Origin of the sequence: Solibacillus sp. FSL W7-1436, from assembly GCF_038007305.1 — a bacterium.
In the GTDB taxonomy this organism is placed as follows: Bacteria; Bacillota; Bacilli; order Bacillales_A; family Planococcaceae; genus Solibacillus.
In genome coordinates this window covers 136,186-158,404 of record NZ_JBBOWV010000001.1, presented here as the reverse complement: position 1 = coordinate 158,404, position 22,219 = coordinate 136,186, and the positions used below count along the sequence as shown (strand labels likewise).

22 protein-coding genes are annotated in these 22,219 nt (G+C 39.5%); 19 read left to right on the top strand and 3 right to left on the bottom strand.

From position 1 onward, the window contains the following. Nucleotides 1–67: 67 nt before the first annotated feature. Nucleotides 68–748, bottom strand: coding sequence for a GNAT family N-acetyltransferase (locus MKX73_RS00760; protein WP_340715888.1), 681 nt, complete (start codon nt 746–748; stop codon nt 68–70). 593 nt (nt 749–1,341) lie between these two features. Here MKX73_RS00760 and MKX73_RS00755 point away from each other — a divergent pair. The 18 genes from MKX73_RS00755 (at nt 1,342) to MKX73_RS00670 (ending at nt 21,285) form a co-directional block, all read left to right on the top strand. Next, nucleotides 1,342–2,793, top strand: coding sequence for an aldehyde dehydrogenase family protein (locus MKX73_RS00755; protein WP_340715887.1), 1,452 nt, complete (start codon nt 1,342–1,344; stop codon nt 2,791–2,793). A gap of 394 nt (nt 2,794–3,187) precedes the next feature. Beyond that, nucleotides 3,188–4,366, top strand: a complete 1,179-nt coding sequence (locus MKX73_RS00750) for an HD-GYP domain-containing protein (protein ID WP_340715886.1) — start codon at nt 3,188–3,190, stop codon at nt 4,364–4,366. A 129-nt stretch (nt 4,367–4,495) separates the two neighbouring features. Then, complete coding sequence (locus MKX73_RS00745; protein WP_340715885.1) at nt 4,496–5,680, top strand: PqqD family protein; 1,185 nt, start codon at nt 4,496–4,498, stop codon at nt 5,678–5,680. A 418-nt stretch (nt 5,681–6,098) separates the two neighbouring features. Further along, nucleotides 6,099–7,547, top strand: a complete 1,449-nt coding sequence (locus MKX73_RS00740) for an aryl-sulfate sulfotransferase (RefSeq protein WP_340715884.1) — start codon at nt 6,099–6,101, stop codon at nt 7,545–7,547. A gap of 48 nt (nt 7,548–7,595) precedes the next feature. Next, nucleotides 7,596–8,603, top strand: coding sequence for an ABC transporter substrate-binding protein (locus MKX73_RS00735; RefSeq protein WP_340715883.1), 1,008 nt, complete (start codon nt 7,596–7,598; stop codon nt 8,601–8,603). Nucleotides 8,604–8,620: 17 nt separating this feature from the next. Further along, nucleotides 8,621–9,400: an ABC transporter ATP-binding protein gene (locus MKX73_RS00730; RefSeq protein WP_340715882.1), complete on the top strand. Its 780-nt coding sequence runs from the start codon at nt 8,621–8,623 to the stop codon at nt 9,398–9,400. Between the two features lie 34 nt (nt 9,401–9,434). After that, entirely contained in the window at nt 9,435–10,253 is an 819-nt protein-coding gene (locus MKX73_RS00725) for an ABC transporter permease (protein WP_340715881.1), read from the top strand. A gap of 202 nt (nt 10,254–10,455) precedes the next feature. After that, nucleotides 10,456–11,235, top strand: a complete 780-nt coding sequence (cobA, locus tag MKX73_RS00720; RefSeq protein WP_340715880.1) for a uroporphyrinogen-III C-methyltransferase — start codon at nt 10,456–10,458, stop codon at nt 11,233–11,235. Nucleotides 11,236–11,249: 14 nt separating this feature from the next. Beyond that, nucleotides 11,250–11,978, top strand: coding sequence for a sirohydrochlorin chelatase (locus tag MKX73_RS00715; RefSeq protein WP_340715879.1), 729 nt, complete (start codon nt 11,250–11,252; stop codon nt 11,976–11,978). A gap of 19 nt (nt 11,979–11,997) precedes the next feature. After that, nucleotides 11,998–12,141 (top strand): YezD family protein, encoded by a 144-nt coding sequence (locus tag MKX73_RS00710; RefSeq protein ID WP_079528197.1) that lies wholly within the window; start codon nt 11,998–12,000, stop codon nt 12,139–12,141. A gap of 24 nt (nt 12,142–12,165) precedes the next feature. Then, on the top strand, nt 12,166–13,989 hold the full coding sequence (locus tag MKX73_RS00705) for an assimilatory sulfite reductase (NADPH) flavoprotein subunit (RefSeq protein ID WP_340715878.1): 1,824 nt from the start codon (nt 12,166–12,168) through the stop codon (nt 13,987–13,989). Between the two features lie 45 nt (nt 13,990–14,034). Beyond that, nucleotides 14,035–15,774, top strand: coding sequence for an assimilatory sulfite reductase (NADPH) hemoprotein subunit (gene cysI / locus MKX73_RS00700; RefSeq protein WP_340715877.1), 1,740 nt, complete (start codon nt 14,035–14,037; stop codon nt 15,772–15,774). A gap of 2 nt (nt 15,775–15,776) precedes the next feature. Then, nucleotides 15,777–16,394 carry an NAD(P)-dependent oxidoreductase gene (locus tag MKX73_RS00695; protein WP_340715876.1) on the top strand — a complete coding sequence of 206 codons (618 nt, stop codon included), beginning with the start codon at nt 15,777–15,779 and terminating at the stop codon, nt 16,392–16,394. Between the two features lie 51 nt (nt 16,395–16,445). After that, nucleotides 16,446–17,096, top strand: a complete 651-nt coding sequence (locus MKX73_RS00690) for an SIMPL domain-containing protein (RefSeq protein WP_340715875.1) — start codon at nt 16,446–16,448, stop codon at nt 17,094–17,096. 171 nt (nt 17,097–17,267) lie between these two features. Next, entirely contained in the window at nt 17,268–18,326 is a 1,059-nt protein-coding gene (locus tag MKX73_RS00685) for a YkvI family membrane protein (RefSeq protein WP_340715874.1), read from the top strand. A 304-nt stretch (nt 18,327–18,630) separates the two neighbouring features. Next, the gene (locus MKX73_RS00680) at nt 18,631–19,416 is read left to right on the top strand and encodes an ABC transporter ATPase (RefSeq protein ID WP_340715873.1); all 786 of its coding nucleotides are present in this window, start codon (nt 18,631–18,633) and stop codon (nt 19,414–19,416) included. 99 nt (nt 19,417–19,515) lie between these two features. Further along, nucleotides 19,516–19,977, top strand: a complete 462-nt coding sequence (locus MKX73_RS00675) for a toxin-antitoxin system YwqK family antitoxin (RefSeq protein WP_340715872.1) — start codon at nt 19,516–19,518, stop codon at nt 19,975–19,977. 117 nt (nt 19,978–20,094) lie between these two features. Then, nucleotides 20,095–21,285, top strand: a complete 1,191-nt coding sequence (locus MKX73_RS00670) for a M14 family metallopeptidase (RefSeq protein WP_340715871.1) — start codon at nt 20,095–20,097, stop codon at nt 21,283–21,285. A gap of 42 nt (nt 21,286–21,327) precedes the next feature. Here the strand turns inward: MKX73_RS00670 and MKX73_RS00665 are convergent, their stop codons facing one another. Further along, nucleotides 21,328–21,612 carry a hypothetical protein gene (locus MKX73_RS00665; protein ID WP_340715870.1) on the bottom strand — a complete coding sequence of 95 codons (285 nt, stop codon included), beginning with the start codon at nt 21,610–21,612 and terminating at the stop codon, nt 21,328–21,330. Between the two features lie 193 nt (nt 21,613–21,805). On the opposite strand from MKX73_RS00665, the gene MKX73_RS00660 reads away from it, so the two are divergent. Beyond that, entirely contained in the window at nt 21,806–21,958 is a 153-nt protein-coding gene (locus MKX73_RS00660) for a YpzG family protein (protein WP_079528172.1), read from the top strand. 64 nt (nt 21,959–22,022) lie between these two features. Here the strand turns inward: MKX73_RS00660 and MKX73_RS00655 are convergent, their stop codons facing one another. Then, nucleotides 22,023–22,184 (bottom strand): hypothetical protein, encoded by a 162-nt coding sequence (locus MKX73_RS00655; RefSeq protein ID WP_340715869.1) that lies wholly within the window; start codon nt 22,182–22,184, stop codon nt 22,023–22,025. Nucleotides 22,185–22,219: the final 35 nt, after the last annotated feature.

Here is a 22,219-nt window from a genome sequence, read left to right as displayed (position 1 = left end):
CCGAATGCACGATTGATATAATAATATTTACTATTAATTCACCAGTTCCATACGCTCTTTTGCACCATTAATAAGTCTCCTTGATTTGGATAAAAGGATTGCGCCATTCCATTAGCACACCATAATGATGCGATTCTTCATCCTCTAAATAATGGGGTACAACTTGTATCGGCATGCGACCACAGCGTAATAGAAACGAAATGACCTGATCGTGTATTTCACCAAGCACCACGGATTCAATATATGCTTCTGGTGTAAGCTGTTCGGCATAGTGATGATAATTCGGCATTCGGCTGCCACCAAGCAGACGCATGCGCTTTTGCTCAATGACAATTTCGTACATCGAAAGCATGAGCCATTTGCCAAGCCCTAAACTGCGATAAGCAGGACTTACACAAAGGTCGACAATATAAAGCGTATCGCCATTCGGATCATGAGTACGAATATAGCCATTATCCGTTATGTCCTCCCATGTATGTATGGGATTGTCTGGGTCAAAATCAACGAGCAAGGATGTCATGGAACCGACGAGCCGCCCATCCACCTCAATACAAAGTGTACCTTCAGGGAAATGTTTTACATGACTGATAAGCTGTTCTTCGCTCCACCATAGCTCTGAAGGGAATGGGGGAGGAAAGCACTCTTGTTGAATAAGGATAAGGGCATTAAAATCTGCAGGCGTGTAATTCCGGATTGTCGCAAGGATCGGCTTGTTGTCTCGAAACACATAAAACTGTTTATGATACATAGATAAAACTGCTTTCCCGATGATTGTAAAAATCCGTACGAAGTTCACGCCATGTAGTTACTGAGCCCTTATTGTGCACATCATAAAAATTTGCCGCATCTATATCCCCTGTAACCATCCTATCGTTATCTATTGAAAACAGCCGCGTTGAAAAAAACTGGGCAATAAAAGAAAAGTCCTCTTGAATTTAAGCGAAGCCCGCACGCAATGGTTTTCTTGCCGGGCAAAATCCTCAAATAATCGTATCGTATGAAGGTGAAATTGAACGGATAATACACGGAATTTCATATGGTCCTCCTTACTATTTTTAAGTAATATTCCCAATATATTACTAGCAATAATAGTACGTTTATTAGTTTATTTCAATGTGTATTTGGCCATGCATTGATAACACACGTATATAGTAAGTATTTTCACTTATACTAACGGGACAAAATCTCTATGTAGAAGAGATTTTAATAAAAGAAAATGATATAGGTAGTAATAAAATGACGAATCAAGGGTACTAAGTGATATATGTACATGCATTAAGGAAAGATGTATGGCATTTCAGAAAAGTTTTACCTCAGCTATCGTTGGAAAGGATGATATCAATGAATAAAAAGTGGAATAAGCAGTTTATTGGTGGCGAATGGAGAGAAGGAAACAGCGAAAGAGTATATGTAGACCAGAATCCTTACAATGAGGAGACGATTGCGGAAATTCGGTTGGCAAATGAAAAAGATATAGATGAGGCGTATCAAGCGGCCAAAGAAGCACAAAAAGAATGGGAACAGATCAATGCCTATCAAAGACAAGCAATCATTGAAAAAGCTGCCCAGATTGTAGAGCGGAAAAGAGAAGAAATCGTGCAGATTTTAGTGGAGGAAAATGGGGCTTCCCATACAAAAGCCAATATCGAAATTAGTGGTGCAATTGGCATTATGAAAGAGGCTGCTACGTTTCCTCTCCGGATGCACGGGAAAATCATGCCATCCATTATTCCCGGGAAAGAGAACCGAGTGTATCACAATCCGGCTGGGGTAGTGGGGATTATTAGTCCATTTAACTTCCCGTTCCATTTAACGATGCGTTCCCTTGCACCTGCTTTAGCAACGGGGAATGGAGTTGTACTTAAACCGGATCTGCAGACGATGATTTCAGGTGGACTTATTTTAGCTGAAATTTTTGAGGAGGCCGGCATTCCTAAAGGGTTGTTAAATGTTACAGTTTGTAGCTCATCTGAAATTAAAGATGCATTTATTGAGCATCCTATTCCTCAAATCATTTCTTTTACCGGTTCTACAGAGGTAGGGCGCCATATTGGAGAGGTATGCGGAAGAAACTTAAAACGTGTAGCTTTAGAACTTGGCGGAAACAATGTCATGCTCGTCTTGAAAGATGCTGATGTTCAAAGAGCAGCTGCTTCTGCCGCTTTCGGTAAATTTTTAAACAGCGGACAAATTTGTATGTCTCTGAATCGGATTGTTGTTGAACGCCCGGTATACGAGACGTTTATAAAAGCATTTGTGGATAGAGCATCCAAAATTAAATACGGGGATCCAAAAAATGATGATGTGGTTGTCGGTCCGCTTATTAATAATAAACAAATCGTCCGAATTCAACGATTAATTGACCAGAGTATTGAAAAAGGAGCAGAATACGCCCTTCAAGGGGAAGTGAAAGGTAATGTACTAGCTCCTACTATTTTAACGAATGTTACGAATGATATGCCGATAGCCCAGGAAGAAATATTCGGACCTGCTGTAGGTGTAATCGTTGTAGATAGTGAGGAAGAGGCAATTCGCGTTGCCAATGACAGTGACTATGGACTGAGCGGCGCCGTTCATGCCGGTACAACAGAACATGGTGTTGAAGTGGCTAAACAGATTATTACAGGAATGATTCATGTCAATGATCAGGGAGTCAATGATGAACCGATCGTTGCCTTCGGAGGAGAGAAAGCTTCAGGTTTAGGCCGATATGGCGGCGAATGGGCAATCCATGAATTTACAACGACAAAATGGATTTCTGTTCAGACAGACCCAAGGGAATACCCGTTTTAATATTTAAATCAATAAGATTAGACCTAATCGACATTTAAGATTAGGTCTTTTTATTTTAAGGGGATACATTCCGTTTTATTGAAGTGAGACTTTTGGTTTAGTTATTATTAGAGTTTTTAAATGAACCCAAGTTAATAGAAATGATTGAAATTAGGAATTGTGTTGCAGGGTATATAGGAATATTGTTAAGATAGCCTTATTGAAAAAACAGTAAATAAATTTCCGTTTTTATAGATAATAGGTACAAAGTGAATATATTTTGGTTAAAAGAGTAAAAAAACAAAAAAATGAGAAATTTAAATCATGGATATATAGAACTAATTACCAATCTCGTGTTATAATGATATGTGGAACATAAGGTCTATTGATTGGTAATTTAATTGTGAGGTAAAAAATGAAGAAAACTACATTTATACAAGAAGAAAAGAATTCAACAGTACTATTTTTATGGTTATTTTTTGTCGTATTTTTTGTATATGATATATTATACTACGATCTTTTTCCTAAGTTTGCTTGGTTGGATTTTGATACAGGTAGTTCCGGATGGTATGACTTTATGTTTATTAAGTATGGAATAATAATTGGACTTATCCCTATTTCCATTTACTTAATTAAAAAAGATAAAACAGAATTTGTTAAATATATTATATTTTTTGGTTATTTTTCTACTAATTTATTTTCAGATATAATGTATTATAAAGATAGTTCTCTTGCGTATACTAGCGGTAACTTAGTAGAAATTATATTTATCCTTTTCTCACCTATATTTGTAACTAAAAAATTTACATATTATGTATCGTTTGGTTTGATTATTAAATATACTTTGGTAGGACTTTTTATACAGGATCCCGTAGTTATGTTTCCGATAATTATTATGATTGTGTGTTCTACTATTGCTTTTATTCTATTACATCGAATTTTAAATTATATTAAAGCATTAAAGTATTCATATGACGAACAGTTGGAAGGTATTGTAAAAGGTGTTATTGCAACGTTAGAGTTGAAGGACCCGTATACACGGGGACATAGTGAAAGAGTTGCTGCTTATGCAATGAACATGGCTGAGGCTACAGGAAAATTTAAACCATCTGAATTAAATAATTATTATTATGCCTGTCTATTACATGATATTGGAAAAGTGAATATTCCGGATGCTATTTTAACCAAACCCGGGAAGTTAACGGATGAAGAATTTGATATTATTAAGACACACCCTGTTGTGGGCGCAGAAGCTATCCGGGATGTTGAAGGTATTGCAGATAATATAGATGTAATTACTCATCACCATGAAAGATGGGACGGTAAAGGGTATCCGGACGGGCTTGCTGGAGAAAATATTCCTTTTTTAGCTAGAGTTACTGCGGTAGCTGATGCTTTTGATGCAATGACTTCATCCAGATCGTATCGTCCTGCACTTGAATTTGAAGTAGCATATCAACGAATTCTCGAGGGACAAGGTAGCCAATTCGATCCTCAAATGGTAAAATTATTTAAACAGATTTACCCTGATTGGGTGAAAATTTCTAAAACATACAGTAAAGGTATGGGCTTGAAAGGGAGGGGAGAAAAATGAAAATTCGTAAACTAAATAAAATTAAGGTTACTTGCTTCTGGTGTTTCTTAATTCCGAAACCTTAAGTAAGTACATAGTAGGATGCTATAATTATAGCATCCTATTTTAATTTAAAGAGGAGGCTATATATTGAAGGTATCCTTACAATCCGTAATAACGTTATATCCGTTATCCATTCGGAAAGATAAAAAACATTATATCGTAGAAGAGCCGATTTCCGGTGAATTCTTTGAATTGCCTGAGATTGGTGTTGATGCTATCAAACGTTTGGAACAAGGTGAGGAGCTCGTTTCCATTGAACATGCATTAAAAAATTCATATCCAGATGAAGAAGTGGATATTGTTGATTTTGTTGAACAGCTGTTGGAGTTAGGACTTGTTCAAGAAGTGGATGGTGTGCTCGTTAAAAAAGAGCAGTCTAAATCCACATCACGTTCGGGCGGTTTCTTATGGATTCCGCAATCGGTGGGGCGTCTATTTTTTAATGGAGCAATGAACAAGATTTACTTGCTGCTGCTCATTGCAAACATCATCATTCTCATATTGAACCCGGAACTTTTTCCTCATTACAAAGATATATTCCTATTCGATTCTATGGTGCTGAATATCCTGATGTATTTATCAATTTCTTTAGTGCTGATTTTAATTCATGAGTTCGGACATATTCTTGCGATCCGAGCACATGATTTACCGGCTAAATTAAGTATTGGCAACCGACTCATATTTATAGTCTTTGAAACAGACCTCACTCAAGCCTGGAAGCTCGATCCCAAAAAAAGAAATATCCTGTACCTTGCCGGAATATCTTTTGAGCAGGTAATTCTATCCCTTTCATTCGGTATAATGCTACTTTTCCCAGGTGCGGGTATTACAGGAGTTCTTGGAATCATCGTGTTGGATATTTTCATTAAATTTATTTATCAATGCTGCTTCTATATGAAAACTGATGTTTATTATGTTGTGGAAAATATAACAGGCTGTTATAACTTGATGGAAAACGGCAGAATCTATTTGAATTCCTTATTTAAAAAACATCGGAAAGATGGAGAAAATCATAAAGAAATATTCCAAAATGAATGGAATTTGATTCGCCTGTATAGTGTGTTCTACATAGTTGGAGTTGTTTTAACGTTAATTTTGGCAGTAATGTATTTTGTGCCACAGCTTTATTATACGTATATGACGATCTATATGAATCTTCTCGGAGCAGGTGACCGTGCCGCGTTTTGGGATGCCATTGTATTTTTGGTAATGACTATGTTCATGCTTTTCCTGCTTGTTTTTGTAGCAAGAAAACAGAAGGATGAAAACTGAGAGAAAGCGCTGAATTTGTATAAACCAAGTTCAGTGCTTTTTCATTAGTTTTCCGAAAATTTTAAATTATTTTAAAAACCTACTTGACGAATAAGAATTAAATCGGTACGATACTGTTAATACTTTTAAAGTTAAGTAGTTTACTAGGGATTGAAGGAGTGAACTACCACTTTAAAATTTAATTTAATAAAGTGCTGATTAGACAACTAAAGGCGCTAAAAATACGTTTCTCTCACCAAACACATTGGAGGAGGCTGTATTTTTAGTGCCTTTTCTTTTTAACCTTTGTTAAAAGGTTGTCTTGGAAGGAGGAATGGAATTTAAACAAAGCAAGCAATTGATAACTATTGAATGGTAATTTATTAAAACATAAAATACACGGTTAACTTGAAAAAATAATGAAAAGGGAGCGGTATATATGGGAAATCCAACAATTCATCCGACAGGGGCAACAGTTTACAATCCTGAAAAGGCGGCAAGCGGTTATACAATTTTTCAGGCAGCAAATGAAGGGGCATTACTGATTGATATGAACGGGAAAGAAGTTCATTTATGGAAAGGGCTACGCGGCTTCCCGAACAAAGTATTTCCAGGTGGTTTTGTACTTGGGCACACGTTTAATCGTGATCCACAGTATGGTTTCCAAGATGAGGGCGATTTAGTGCAAATTGATTTTGAAGGTAATGTTGTATGGAAATTTGATAAGCATCAGTTTATTGAAGATCCGGGTCATGAGGCAAGATGGGTTGCACGTGCACACCACGACTATCAGCGTACTGGCAGCCCTGTAGGTTATCCGGCACCAGGTCAGGAGCCGCAAACAACAGGTGGAAATACATTGATTTTAGTTCACCGTGATGTAGCGAACGAAAAAATCTCCAAACACCCATTATTGGATGATGCATTTATTGAGGTCGATTGGGAAGGCAATATCGTATGGGAATGGAACGCACATGAGCATTTCGATGAGCTTAACTTTAGTGAGGAAGCAAAAAAGGCGATTTATGAAGAACCGAATCGACGTTTCTTCGGTAATCATTCAGGCGACTGGCTTCACATTAATTCCATTTCATTAGTTGGTCCGAATCGCCATTATGATAATGGTGATGAGCGTTTCCATCCGGACAATATTATATGGGATGCGCGTGAGGCAAATATTATCGCGATTACAAGCAAAGAAACAGGGAAAATCGTATGGCAGATTGGACCGGATTATGACACACCGGAGACAAAACATTTAGGATGGATTATCGGACAGCATCATGCACATATCATCCCAAAAGGTTTGCCGGGTGAGGGCAATGTTTTAGTATTTGACAACGGAGGCTGGGGAGGATACGGCGCACCGAATCCAAACTCGGTTGACGGTAATAAAGTAGCCATCCGCGATCATTCCCGCATTTTGGAAATCGATCCGGTTACACTTGAAATTGTATGGCAATATACTGGGCTTGAAGCGAAGTTTTCGGTACCAACGGATTCCTATAAATTCTACAGTCCTTATATAAGTTCGGCACAGCGTTTGGAAAATGGCAATACGCTAATTACAGAAGGCTCGAATGGACGTATTTTTGAAGTAACGGCAGACCATGAAATTGTATGGGAATATATTTCTGCCTACAAAAATGAACGAGGATCGAATATGGTTTACCGTGCATATCGTGTTCCGTACAATTGGGTACCTCAATTGGAAACGCCGGTTGAAGTGGAGATTAAGCCGATTGATGTAAAAGATTTCCGCGTGCCGAATGCGGCAGAAGGCGGTGCACATTCGGTTGCTGAAATTAAAGAAGCTTTTTCTTATGGAGAAGGAGCGCTCTGCGTTGCACGTTATGATGAGACAGTGGCAAAGAAAATTACAACTTAATTCCGAGTAAAAAAATAAAAATAGTTTGTTAATGGAAAGAGTGAAAATATGAAATTAAAAGGACCGATACATTTACTGCTCTTATTTGTAATGGCGCTTATGTTGGCGGCGTGCGGTAATGATGCCAATTCAGCCAATGCTGGAGGCAAGACAATTCGGGCAGCGATTGATACAGCAGCAGGGGGCTCATTCCAAATTCGTGCCGCTGCTACGAACAGTTATTTTGCAGATAAAGACTTGAACGTACAGCTTTCCAATTTTGCCTATGGAATCGATACTGTGAACGCGGTTTTGACAAAGCAGGCAGATACAGGGTTGGCGGCGGATTATGCATTACTGAACTCACTTGGTAAAGGTGATTTCGTCGTCGTTTCTTCATTGACAGGGAGCGATGAGAACTTTAACTCTGTCAGTCTGTCGGAAATTTTGGCAGTAAAGGGCATAGAAGTACCGGCGGATATTAAAGGTAAAAAAATCGGTGTTGCAAAAGGAACGGTATCTGAATACCAATGGGCTAAATATTTAGAGCACTACAGTATTAGCGAGGACGACATTAAATATGTACCATACAGTACACCTGATGAAGCTATCGTCGGAATGAAAAAAGGGGATATCGATGTCGTTATTGGAACGGGTGCTTTAATAGAGAAATTCAAGAATATTGATGGTGTGCATGAAATCGACCGATTGAGTACTGTACCTGATTTAAGTGTATCGAGCTATTTAATTGTGGACCGTAAATTTGCAGAAGCAAATTCAGAAGAAATCGGGGAGTTCCTTGAAGGCATTGAACAAGGAGTTGAATATGTAAAGGGGAATCCGGAAGGTACTGCTGACATCGGCTATAAAGAGTTGAAAATCGCAAAAGAAGATATAATGCTTGATTTAAAACGAGTGAACTATACGCTCGGTTTTACGAAGGAAGATTATACACATTTATCCAACATGAAAGAGTATTTGCTGGAGCGCGGTATTTTGGATGAAGATTTTGATTTGGATGAAAAGCTGTATCTAGATCCGGCGAAGCAAGTATTGAAAGACAAGGTAACTTACTAACTAAGGGGGAAAAGGCAATGCTGAATACGATAACAGAAGAAGCAATTGTAATTAAAAATGGTGCCAAAACGTTTCAAACAGATATTGAAAATCCGACATATGTATTAAAAAATGTAGATTTATCGATTAAGAAGGGCGAGTTTTATGTTCTTCTCGGACCAAGTGGCTGCGGTAAATCGACATTGCTGAATATTATTGCAGGATTTTTGGATATGTCAGTTGGCGAATTGCTAATTGTGACTTCTCGTGAAGAAAACCGAGATGGACGTGGTTTCGTTTTTCAGTCAGCGGATTCAGTATTGTTCCCTTGGTTAACAGTTGAGGAGAATATTTCATTTGGCTTAAAAATGAAGAAGGTGCCTGCAGAAGAACGAAAAAAGGTAGCCAATACTTTCATAAAGCTAACGGGTTTACTTGGCCATGCGAAAAAGTTTCCTGATAATCTGTCGGGCGGGATGAAGCAGCGTGTACAGCTTGCCCGTGTTTTGGCAAATGAGCCGGAAATCTTATTAATGGATGAGCCGTTTGGGGCACTTGATGCGATGACACGACGAACAATGCAAAATGAGCTCATTCGAATTTGGAAAGAAACAAATAAAACCGTTATCTTTGTGACACATGACATTCAGGAAGCGATTCTTTTAGGTCAGAAGATTGGTATTATGTCTGTCGGTCCGAATTCACGAATCGAAACGACTTATGATGTAAATCTGCCTTATCCTCGAGATATAACAAGTGTCGATTTCAACAACCATTATAAGCAAGTTCAGACACATTTTGAGGACTTCACGATTTAATAAAACTTTTGTTTAGAATTAAGGGAGGCAGCTTATGACGACGATTGAACTAAAAAAAGGACAGCAAGTGGCACCTGTCGTAAAGGTAAAAAAGAAAAGCCGAATCGGTAAATTGATTTTACAGTCCGGTATTATCGGCTGGTTATTTATTCTGCTCGTATGGCAAATTGCTTCAATGTTTTCTGAACCGATGTTTTTGCCAAGCCCATATTTAACTTTAATCGGGGCAATTGAAATTGCCAGTGATGGGACGTTGTTTCTCTATATGGGATACAGTTTTTTACGGGTGCTGGCAGGATGGACACTCGGACTCTTAATTGCTGTACCATTTGGCTTGCTTATAGGAACGAACAAGTTTGTGCGGGCACTATTTGAACCGGTTATTAACTTTGTACGTTTCATCCCGCCGCTTGCATTCATTACACTATTTATGCTGTGGTTTGGGATTGGCGAACCGTCAAAAGTATTTTTAATTGTTTATGCAACATTTTTTGTAATTACGATTAATACATTAACAGGGGTCCTATCTATTTCGAATGATAAATTATTATCTGCTAAAAGTATGGGGGCTTCGAAATTCCAAACGCTTATTTATGTCGTTATTCCGGCAACAATCCCGTACATCTTCACAGGTGCAAAGCTTGCAATGGGTTCATCGTTCATGGCGATTGTCGGTGCGGAAATGGTCGCTGCAAATGAAGGGATCGGTTTTATGATCTGGAATGCACGACTGTACTTTAAAACAGACTGGATTTTTGTAGGGCTTGTCGTTCTTGGGTTAATGGGCTTTATTATGGATCGGATTTTCGCATATGCAGGACGCAAGCTGCTTGGTCGCTATAAAGTTGTGTAACATAAAAATGGGCTAAACGAATTTGTTTAGCTTATTTTTATGAAAGACTTTAAGAGTAATTTTCAAATAATTGTTTTGTACTATTAATCTAATTATTCATATTTTTTTACTTGGTTTTATTGATTTGTAGAAAATTTCCATGTATTATATGTTTTACTGTAAGAATATTTGGACTTTTGTTTTTATAAAGGAGAGTAAGTTAATGGGTAAAGTATATATTGTAGGGGCAGGGCCTGGTGATGTCGATTTAATCACCGTAAAAGGCTTGCGTTGTATACAAGAAGCAGACGTAATTTTATATGATCGATTAATTAACAATGAATTGCTTTCTTATGCAAAGCGCGGGGCACAGTTAATATTTTGCGGGAAATTGCCGAACCGCCATGCAATGATTCAGGAAAATATCAACCTTTCATTGGTTCATCATGCACTGCAAGGTAAAACGGTGACCCGATTAAAAGGCGGCGATCCATTCGTTTTTGGCCGTGGTGCTGAAGAAGCGGAAGTGTTAGCGGAAAATGGCATACCGTTTGAAATCGTGCCGGGAATTACATCAGGCATTGCGGCTCCGGCCTATGCAGGTATACCAGTAACGCATCGGGAATTAGGCTCCAGTTTTGCGATTGTCACAGGACATATGCGTGAAGGGAAAAACGATTCCATCCAATGGGAGAGTTTGGCAAAGGGTATTGATACACTTGCCATCTATATGGGGGTAGGCAATTTGCCATATATTTGCCGACAACTTTTAACGTATGGCCGTGATGCATCGACACCAGTTGCATTAGTACATATGGGAACTTTTGAACAACAGCAGACGATTACAGGCACACTTGGGACGATCGTTGATATTGCCAGAGCAAACGATGTCAAAAATCCAAGCATCATTATCGTGGGTGAAGTCGTAGCATTACGTGAAAAGATAGCATGGTATGAGCAAACGGTACAACAGGATACAAGATTGAAGGAAAAAATCGTGTAAAGCAGGTGACTGTGATGAAGGCAATTTTGTATGTTGGGCACGGCACACGTTTGAAAAAAGGGGTGGAAGAAGCGGTTCGTTTTCTTGAAAAAACAAAGTCTTATGTAGAAGTCGAAATTCAGGAAACCGCCTTCTTGGAGCTGGTCGAGCCGAATATTGTTGAAGGCATTGCAAATTGTGTCAATCAGGGTGCAACACATATATCGGTTGTTCCGATTTTATTATTAACGGCCCAGCATGCCAATGAAGATATACCTGCCGAAATAAAGATCGCACAAGAACGCTTTCCTCATGTGAATTTTACAATCGGGCGCACTTTTGGAATTCACCCGGCTTTAATTGAGACAGTCTATGAAAGAATCGTCGAACAGCAGGTGCCGATTAATGCAGATGCAGAAGTTTTACTGATTGGCAGAGGAAGCAGCGACAATGCCGTTGTAAGAGATATGGCGATTATCAGTGAACAGCTGAAGGCAACTTACGGCTTCAGGGAAGTGAAATCTTGTTTTTTATATGGTGCAGGTCCTTCTTTTGATCAGACATTAGTTGAGCTGAAATCCAAGCAGATAAAGCAAGTTTTTATTGTACCTTATTTATTGTTTTCAGGACTTTTAAGTGTAGGAATCGAAAAGAAAATACGGGCGCTTGACCTTGATCCATCTTCCGTAATTTTATGTAAACATTTAGGTTATAACGAAAAAGTGCGGAATGTTTTGCTGGAAAGAGTACAAGAGGTCATCTGAAACTAGGAGGCATTTAATTATGACGAAATCAAATGATATTACCCAAACGCTTGAAAAAATTAAAGATACAGTTGCATCAGTTAAATATGGAACAGTGACTTTAGTTATTCAGGACGGTCATGTTGTACAAATTGAAAAAAACGAAAAAATAAGATTGAAATAAATCAAGATTCGCGAGGTGAAAGTTTTGACGTTAAATCTGCATAATAGCCCATTTTCCGAGGCACAGACAAAATTAATCAATGAGCTTTATCCAACATTAACGGACTATCAAAGAGTTTGGTTAAACGGTTATTTAAGCGCAATTCAAACAATTGGCGATTCCGGTCAGCCGCTTGAAGTAACGGTTACAGAACAAGGGCAAACCGTTGCAGTACTGGAGGCAGTCAATCAGGAGGCAACCATTTTATACGGCTCACAAACAGGCAACGCACAACGAGTTGCAAGTAAATTGAAAACGGCTTTAGAGTCACAGGGGGTAGAGATCGCTCTTTCTGCAATGTCCGATTTCAAGGTGAATAGTCTGAAAAAACAGAAAAATATTTTCATTATTACTAGTACACATGGTGAAGGCGATCCGCCGGATAATGCCATCTCCTTCCATAGCTTCCTATATGGCAAACGTGCGCCGAAACTGGAGGATGTTTCTTTCTCAGTTTTATCGCTAGGCGACAGCTCGTATGAATTTTTCTGTAAAACAGGAATTGATTTTGATGAACAATTAGAAAAATTGGGAGGAAAGCGGCTAGTACCCCGCTTTGATTGTGATTTGGATTATGACGATCTTGCATCAGTGTGGATCGGAAGTGTCGTAGAAGCGCTGGCACAAAATACGCCGAACAAACTGCCGGAATTACAAAAGTCTTCGGTTGCAGCAAGTACATCTGAAGAATCCATATACGACAAAAATAATCCCTTTTATGCGGAAGTACTGGAAAGCATCAATTTAAATGGCCGCGGATCAAATAAGCAAACGCAGCATTTGGAGCTTTCATTGGAGGGGTCCGGTTTGACTTATGAACCGGGTGACAGCGTCGGCATTCTTCCGGAAAACGACGCAAACTTGGTAACCGCATTACTATTATCGCTTGGCTTTGAAGGATCGGAAATAGTGTCTGTGAAAGACCAGTCTAAAACTTTAAGTGAAGCACTCACTTCCCATTTTGAAATTACGGTACTGACAAAACCATTACTGCAAAAGCTCGCTGCCTTTTCAACAAATGAAGGGCTTAAAAAGTTGCTGGAAGATGATGTGAAGCTGAAACAATATATTTATGGTCGCGACTTGCTGGATGTTGTGCAAACATTTGGTCCTTTCAACTGGACTGCCCAGCAATTTGTTGATCAGCTCCGTAAAAATCCAGTACGTCTCTATTCGATTGCGAGCAGCCAAAAGGCGAATGAAGAGGAAGTGCATTTAACAATCGGTAAAGTTTTCTATGAAGTAGATGAACGTGAGCGTATAGGAGTTGTATCAGGGCAAGTGGCAGAGCGAATTGAAATTGGGGATAAGGTTCCGGTTTATATTCATAAAAACCCGAATTTCCGTCTGCCTGAAGACACAGCAACCCCTATTATTATGATTGGTGCCGGTACAGGCATTGCGCCGTATCGTTCTTTTTTGGAAGAACGTGCTGAGGAAGGAATCGAAAGCAATGCATGGCTGTTTTTCGGTGACCAGCATTTTGTTACAGATTTCCTGTATCAGACTGAATTGCAGCGCTGGCTTAGAGATGGGACATTGACGAATTTATCTGTAGCCTTTTCGCGCGATATGGAGCAGAAAGTTTATGTACAGCATCGACTGCTTGAAAATGCTGCAGAAGTCTATAGATGGATCAACGATGGTGCGGTTATCTATGTATGTGGTGATGAGAAATATATGGCACATGATGTGGATCAAACATTGCGCCGAATTGTTGCGGAACAAGGCGGTAAAACGGATGAAGAAGTTTCACTGTACTTTAATGAGCTTAAAAGCAAAAAACGTTATCAGCGAGACGTTTATTAAATCAGATAATGACCGTTAATTTTAACAGAGATAGGAGATAGGCATATGAGTCAGAAAATTGTACTTCCCCCACAGCCGGGGAAACCGAATGATGTCGAACGTATTAAAGACGAAAGTAATTATTTACGGGGAACTTTAGAAAAAACAATGCAGTATCCAATTAGTTCAGGAATTCCGGATGATGATAATCGTCTCATGAAATTTCATGGCAGCTATTTGCAGGATGACCGGGATCTGCGTACAGAACGTGAACGGCAAAAACTGGAACCAGCCTACCAATTTATGGTCCGCGTCCGAACTCCGGGAGGTGCGGCAACACCGGAACAGTGGCTTGTAATGGATGAGATGGCCGAAAAGTACGGGAATGGGTCCCTGAAATTAACGACTCGTCAGGCATTCCAGGTGCATGGCATTTTAAAATGGAATGTCAAAAAATATATGCAGGAAATTCATGAAGTACTGCTTGACTGTATCGCTGCATGCGGTGACGTAAACCGGAATGTGATGTGTAATGTTAACCCGAATCAATCCGCATTTCATGAAGAAGTATATAATTGGTCGGCGAAGTTAAGTGAACATTTACTGCCACGTACTCGTGCATACCATGAACTATGGCTCGATGGGGAAAAAGTTTACGACGGGACACAGGATACAGAAATAGAACCGGTTTACGGTGCCCTGTATTTACCGCGTAAATTTAAAATTGGTATTGCCGTTCCACCGAGCAATGATATAGATGTATTTTCTCAGGATATTGGTTTTATTGCCATTGTCGAAAATGATGAGCTATTGGGCTTTAATGTCGCGGTAGGCGGCGGGATGGGTATGACACATGGTGATAAAGAAACATACCCGCAATTAGGACGATTAATCGGTTATATTCCGAAAGAACGTCTGCTTGAAACAGCGGAGAAAATTTTAACGATCCAACGCGACTACGGAAATCGGGCGGAACGTAAAAAAGCCCGCTTTAAATATACGGTCGATGCAAAAGGTTTGGATTTTATTAAAGAAGAGCTGCATCAGCGATTAGGGTGGAAGCTCGATGAAGCAAGACCATACACATTCAATCGTACAGGAGATGAGTACGGCTGGATAAAAGGCAAAAATGGAAAGTGGCATTATACATTATTCATTCAAAACGGGCGAATTAAAGATTTTGAGGATTATCAGTTAAAAACAGGTTTGCGTGAAATTGCGAAAGTGCATACAGGGGTTTTCCGTTTAACACCAAACCAGAATCTATTAATCGCGGATGTCACACCACAGAAAAAATCGGTCATTGATAAGCTGTTAAAAGCCTACAACATTACGGATGGTGCACATTACTCGGCACTGCGCCGGAATTCCATTGCCTGTGTATCATTACCGACATGCGGCTTGGCAATGGCAGAGGCGGAGCGTTACTTGCCTTCATTGATTACAAAAATTGATGAAATACTGGCGGAAAACGGACTGCGTGAAACCGAGATCGGAATCCGCATGTCAGGATGCCCGAACGGCTGTTCACGTGCAGCAATGGGGGAAATCGGCTTTATCGGAAAAGGACCCGGAAAATATAATTTATACTTGGGCGGCGATTTTAAAGGACAGCGCCTAAACAAAATCTACAAAGAAAATATTGGTGAAGAAGAAATTTTGAATATCCTTGCTCCCATATTTTCCGAGTATGCAAAAGAACGTATCGAAGGTGAACATTTCGGTGATTTTACGATTCGTAAAGGTTATGTAGAAGCCGTAACGGATGGTCGACAATTTCATGAGTTAAGCGAAGTGCGAAGCTGACGATGTTTCCGATGATGGTCAACATACGAGACAAAAAAGTGGTTGTAATAGGGGGCGGAAAAATAGCTGCTAAGCGGATCGAGACGTTATTACGCTTCCAACCGAATATTACAGTCATAAGTCCAATGCTTGAAGAACGTTTGCATGCTCTTGTTGAAAATGGTGTGATCGAGCATAAAGCAAAATCGTTTCAAACTTGTGATGTGCAGGGCGCACTTCTCGTCATTGCCGCAACAAATAATACAGCGGTAAATCAACTGGTTAAAGAAAGCTGCCACACGAATCAACTCCTTAATATTATCGATGATCCTGCAAATAGTTCGTTTCACTTTCCGGCAATGTATGAGAAAAATGAAATTACGATCGCGGTGACGACAAGCGGTATCAGCCCGATGCTCGCCAAAAATCTGCGGGACGATTTTGCAGCTATTATTGAAGGAATTGACCCTGAATATCTATTGTTTTTAAAGGAAGTCCGTCAACTGGTAAAAGCGGGTCAATTTACAAAGGAACAAAAGCGATTTCTGCTTGCGGAGTGTTTGGAAGATTATTATCAGATCGACGCACATATGCGAACAATGTTTTTAGAAAAACTGGATGCGGCAAAGAACGGCATTTGAACTGGATATCGCATAAGATAGGAAAATGAGTTAAAGGAAAGGTGGAAGGTCTTGCATCACCCACAAATGATGTTTCAACCAGTCCCTAGCACACGGGAAATGACTGTTACAGGGAATGGTGAAATCGTTGCTCAGCCTGATTATGCGCAAGTACAAATCGAAGTTCGGACACAAGGGGAAAACGTCAGCATGATTCAGCGGGAGAATGCGGTTATTATGAATCGTGTAATAGATTCACTGATCGCTTTAAAGATTCCAAAAGAATCGATTCAAACGTCTCTTTACAATATCTTTCCAAACTATGATTTCACAGATGGAAGGCAGGTACTAAGGGGCTATGAGGTACAGAATGCTATAACAGTGAAAATAGCCGATATCGGTCAAGTAGGTACGGTAATTGATACGGCAATTCAAAATGGAGCAAACCATGTATCCGCTATCGAGTTTAAAATAATGGATACAGATGTTTACTACCGGCAGGCACTGCAGTTTGCTCTGATCGATGCCGTGGGGAAAGCAACAGCTATGGCTAAAACGATGGGTGTCACATTACACACATTGCCGGTGGAAATAATCGAGGAACAAACGATTGCTCCGATTCCGTACAAGACGATGCAGTTAAGCAGCCAGCGGGCAGTGACTCCGATAGAACCTGGAACAATGTCAGTAAGTGCATCTGTTCGCGTAAAGTTTAGTTATTGAAAATAATATTACATTCTATAATACTTTAACCGCCTAGAAAAATAGCGGTTAAGGTATTTTTTATTGCGTCGTTTTTCAGACTGAATTCTCTTCTTTTTATATTCAAGCATGTTTTCTACCTGCCTGTACATAAAGTATCTATGATAAATAGAAATATAAAGAAGGTGCGAATTGAAAAAGAGTATTCAAATTGCAGGGGCATTTGTCAGTTTAGTTGTCGGTGCAGGTTTTGCTTCGGGACAGGAGATTATGCAGTACTTTACAAGCTTTGGGTTAATGAGTGTGTTTGGATGTATTGCAGCAACGATTATTTTTACGATGTTGGGGATGACGCTTGCGCAGATTGGTTCGGATTTGCAGACGACTTCCCATAAGGAAGGGATTCATTTTATCGGGGGCCGCTTTTTTGGTCCGGTACTGGACCAGATGATTTCCTTTGTGCTGTTCGGCATTGCGGTTGTTATGCTGGCTGGAGCGGGCTCTACATTCAATCAGATGTACAGTATGGATGCATCGGTCGGCAGCTTATTAATGGCGCTGCTCGTCGTAGTAACACTGATGCTTAATGCGGAGAGCATCATTAAAATGCTGGCGGCGCTCATGCCTTATTTACTTGGTATCATTTTTATCCTATTAATTTATTCATTGTTTACGATGAATTATCCGGTAAGTGAACTTAATGCAATCGCAAAAAGTCAGCCTTCCGCAACGCCTCACTGGTTTTCTGGTGCTGTCATATACGTTTCGTACAATATTGCGGGAGGTGCGGCAATGCTTATTGTAATGGGGGGGACAGCTCCAAATAGAAGGGTTGCAAGAAGAGGCGGTGCTTTAGGGGGCATTATTCTTGGTTTGCTAATATTGCTCATTAATATTGCCTTATTTGTCAAAATGGATATTGTGGCAGGCGTGGAAATGCCGACACTGGAACTGGCAAAACAAATTCATCCTGCTGTAGGAATCATCATGTCCTTCGTGCTGCTGGCAATGATTTACAGTACTGCTGTAGGAACCCTGTATATACTGGCTGTCCGAATTGTAAAACCAGATCGTTTTGCATTTAAGGTCACTGTCAATCTGCTATGCATCGTTGGCTTTGCGATTAGTTTAGTCGGCTTTACAACGTTGATCAGTAAGTTGTATGTCGTAATGGGGTATTTAGGAATTGGGCTAATATTGTGTATTTTAATTTCAGCATTATTTAAGTCGAGTAATCAGAAGGTAAGTTGAAACTTCCCTAAGAGCCGCAAGATTGCCAGATAGACCTTAAGTTAATTTTTGAGGCTCTAATATCAAGATGTCGAAGTGAGTTCTGAATTTGCCATTAAATAATTCCTGGTTAAGAACTTACTTTGATTTCCTTGGAAAAATAAAGGACATAGGTTATAAATTTTTTCAAAATGATGATACATAAATGAGATTGTTTACTTATGTAAAATTTAATACTTAGTATAAACTCCCTCTTTTGTCGAATCCGTATTGACCTGAATAATTAAGGTTATATAGTATGGAGATGAAATGGAGGTTTTCACGCATGCTAAAAAAACTATCCGAAAAAGATTTCTCAGTATTACGGGGACCTCTGGAGTCTGGTAGACAAAGTCCGAATTCAATAGCATCGGTGCTTGTTTTAGGCATTTTCCTGCAAGCACTGTGTTTCTATCTGACTTATAATATTGCAGGTAAATACACAGTCTATCCAAATTTCGAAAGCATTAAAACAATCCATATGTGGTTTACAGGGATCCTTATTTTATTGTCTCTTCTATTCGCTATTCCTGTCGTTTTTAGAAAGATGGAGAAGCTTCAGTACTTCCTGTCGATTATCATGACACAAAATTTTTCCGTATTTTTCTTCCTGTCCCCGTTATTTCTTTTAGGGGAACAGGACAGTGCAACAGTTGCATCTCTTTTAAACTTAACTTGGATTACACTTTCAATCGCAGGTGTATTGTTTTTCGCTACGTGGATCCGCTTTTATTTACTTCTAAAAAAAGGTCATTACCGTGCAGGGTCAAGAAACGAGGAAATGCGTGGGAAATTTGAAACGAAATCGTATATTCCAATTGCTATCATCGGCAGTGCGGCATTTGTTTTTCTTATCCAATTTGTTGTGAAAATCGGTTCGTCCGATTTGTATGAAACCATCACGCTTGTCTTTTTGCCTTTTGGCATATTTTATACACTCATTTTCGTATTGCCGGAGCAGCTTGTCATACTATATTGCAAAATAAGATTTAAAAGCTTCAATTTTGATATAAACGGTTATCTGAACACGGAAAGAGCAGTCAAAAATATTAGAAAAGTAAAACAAAGTTAGGGGGACTGAATAATATGGAGATTCGCGGTTTGCATTTCAATAATTTAATTACACTTCACTATCATCCAGTTTTGGCAAGTTCACGAGAGGTGAAAAAGATTGGAAAATCAAATTGATATATTAAGTAAAGAATATGTTATGGAACATGGGACTAACTTTGACGAAGAGTTATGGTTTACATCTTACAGTGATGAAGTTTTAGATAATCCTGAGGATGAGAATGGGAAACCTTTTACCGGTTTAGCTTATGAATTATATGATAATGGTAACTTGATATACTATACAAATTATGTAAAAGGTTTTATAGAGGGGGAGTTAATAGAGTTTTATAAAAATGGCAATTTAAAAGCAGTGAAAAATTTAATTCATGGACAAAGTAATGGTACCGAAAGAATCTGGTATGAAAGTGGAGAATTAAAATTTGAAGGAGAATATAAATTTGGTATAGCTCTTCATTATATAGAATGGGATACTGAAGGTCGTACCATAAAACAAAAACTTTCTCCTACAGAAACAGATTTAAAATTGATTGAATCTTTTTTTAAAAGTGATACTCAATGAAAAAGGTAGAGTAGTACTGGATTTTGAAACAAACAGTGAGTTTCTTCTATCCGGTTAATAATCACCCGCCGCATTCATATACTTTCCTATTGAAGATTTTATTGAGGGAGGGGCTTTGTGGAGATTTTCGTAAGACCGGGTGATTCCTTTTGGTATTACAGCCAGGTTTTTAATGTTCCTTTTCAGCTGATACTTGACTCAAACCGGAATTTGAATGCCCAGGCACTGATGCCAAACCAACCCGTTCAGATTCCCGGTTATGTGACAAGTCCATATACGGTTCAACGTGGAGATACGATTTGGTCGATAGCACAAAGAATCAATATGCCGATGGATGCGCTTTTTCTGCTTAATCCGGTACTCAGTCCATACGTGCTTCAAGTCGGTCTAAGGCTGCTGCTGCCTGTCCGGGTAACATGGAGAGTTGTGAACGGTGAACAGGATTACGATTATAGGACGATGGTGCAGGATATTCGGTCATTGCAGGCAATCTATCCGTTTATTTTTAATGACCCGATTGGCAATTCCGTATTAGAGAAAGAAATTCCGGGGCTCACGATTGGGAACGGGCAGAAACGTGTACATTTTAATGCTTCTTTTCATGCCAATGAGTGGATTACGACACCGGTAGTGATGACATTTTTTAATGACTACCTCCTGTCGCTTACGAACAATGGTGCAATACGAGGGATTTATACATTGCCATTATATAATCAGACGAATTTAAATATTGTACCTATGGTAAATCCGGACGGAGTGGATTTAGTGCTGAACGGACCTCCGGAGGATGAAAGTATCCGCAATAAGCTTATCGATTGGAATAGCGGCAGTACAGATTTCTCTGGGTGGAAGGCGAATATTAATGGGGTTGATCTGAATGACCAGTTCCCTGCTGAATGGGAACGGGAAAGAGAGAGAAACCCGAAAACACCTGGCCCGCGGGACTATGGTGGGGAAAGTCCTCTATCCGAACCGGAATCCATCGCAATGGCGGAACTGACTATTGAACGGGATTTCGCGCGCGTGCTGGCCTTCCATACACAAGGGAAAGTTATCTATTGGGGATTCATGGGATTGGAACCACCGGAAACAGAAACGCTTGTCAATGAATTTGCGAGGGTAAGCGGATATGAGCCGGTGCAGACAATTGAAAGCTATGCGGGGTATAAAGACTGGTTTATTCAGGATTGGCGCCGTCCCGGTTTTACAGTCGAACTGGGACTAGGAACAAATCCATTGCCAATCAGCCAATTTGGGGAAATTTATGAAGAAGCTTTAGGAATTTTTTTAAGTGCACTCTATATGTAAAGAAAGCCCCCCGTTACGTCCATAGATGTAACGGGGGGACTTTTATGAATCCTTCAAACTTTCATCAATTTCCAGGATGCTTTGCTTTAGTTCATCTAGTTTGGATATATTTTGCTCGACAATATCCAAATGCTCCTGTCTTTGCAATGCATTGGCAAGCGCATTTTCGGTACGCTCCATTGAATTGAATGCATGTTCAACGGCAAACTCTTCCGGGTGGGACATTGCCTGTTTTACTGCACGTTCTGTTCGTTCAACGGAGTTGGATAATAAAGTAATCGGGTGATTTTGTTTCCAGCTAGGTGTACCTGAACGTTTCTTAGCCATTGTTCCTCATCCTTTCCAAAGAAAATTGACTGATTCACACTTTTAGTATTGGTGGATGCAGTGAATCCATACGCGGAAGAAATTCGAAATTGTCAGGATTGGCATCATCAATTATTATCTTTGTAGGGAATAACTGTAGCGAAAACAGCCATACTAATATTGATTCACTTTTAAACATAGGGAGGCGGAACGAATGGATAAGAAGGGTTTCACAGATCCAAAATCTAAGAAGATCCACCATAACTGGACGAGCGATAAGCATCAAAAATCTCAAATCAAAGGGGAAACAGAGGTAACTTTGAACAACCAGATTTTGAGAATTAATGCGAAAGCGAGACAGTTCTAACCTTTGTCTTGAAGTAAATCAGGCCTTCATTACAGTACATACTGTGATGAAGGCCATTTTCATATCAATATTTTTTTCGTTTTCCTTTTTGAGCTTGCTGATGAAGCTCCGTTAGCTCGTTTGCAATTTCTTCCTTTACATTGTTGGGTGCAATTTTCATGTTTTTCGGTGTTTGCGGTAATGATTGTTTATTTGTTCCTTTACTCTTACTATCATCTCTGCCCATTAGTATGCTCCTTTCAATTTGAATTCCTACTTAAT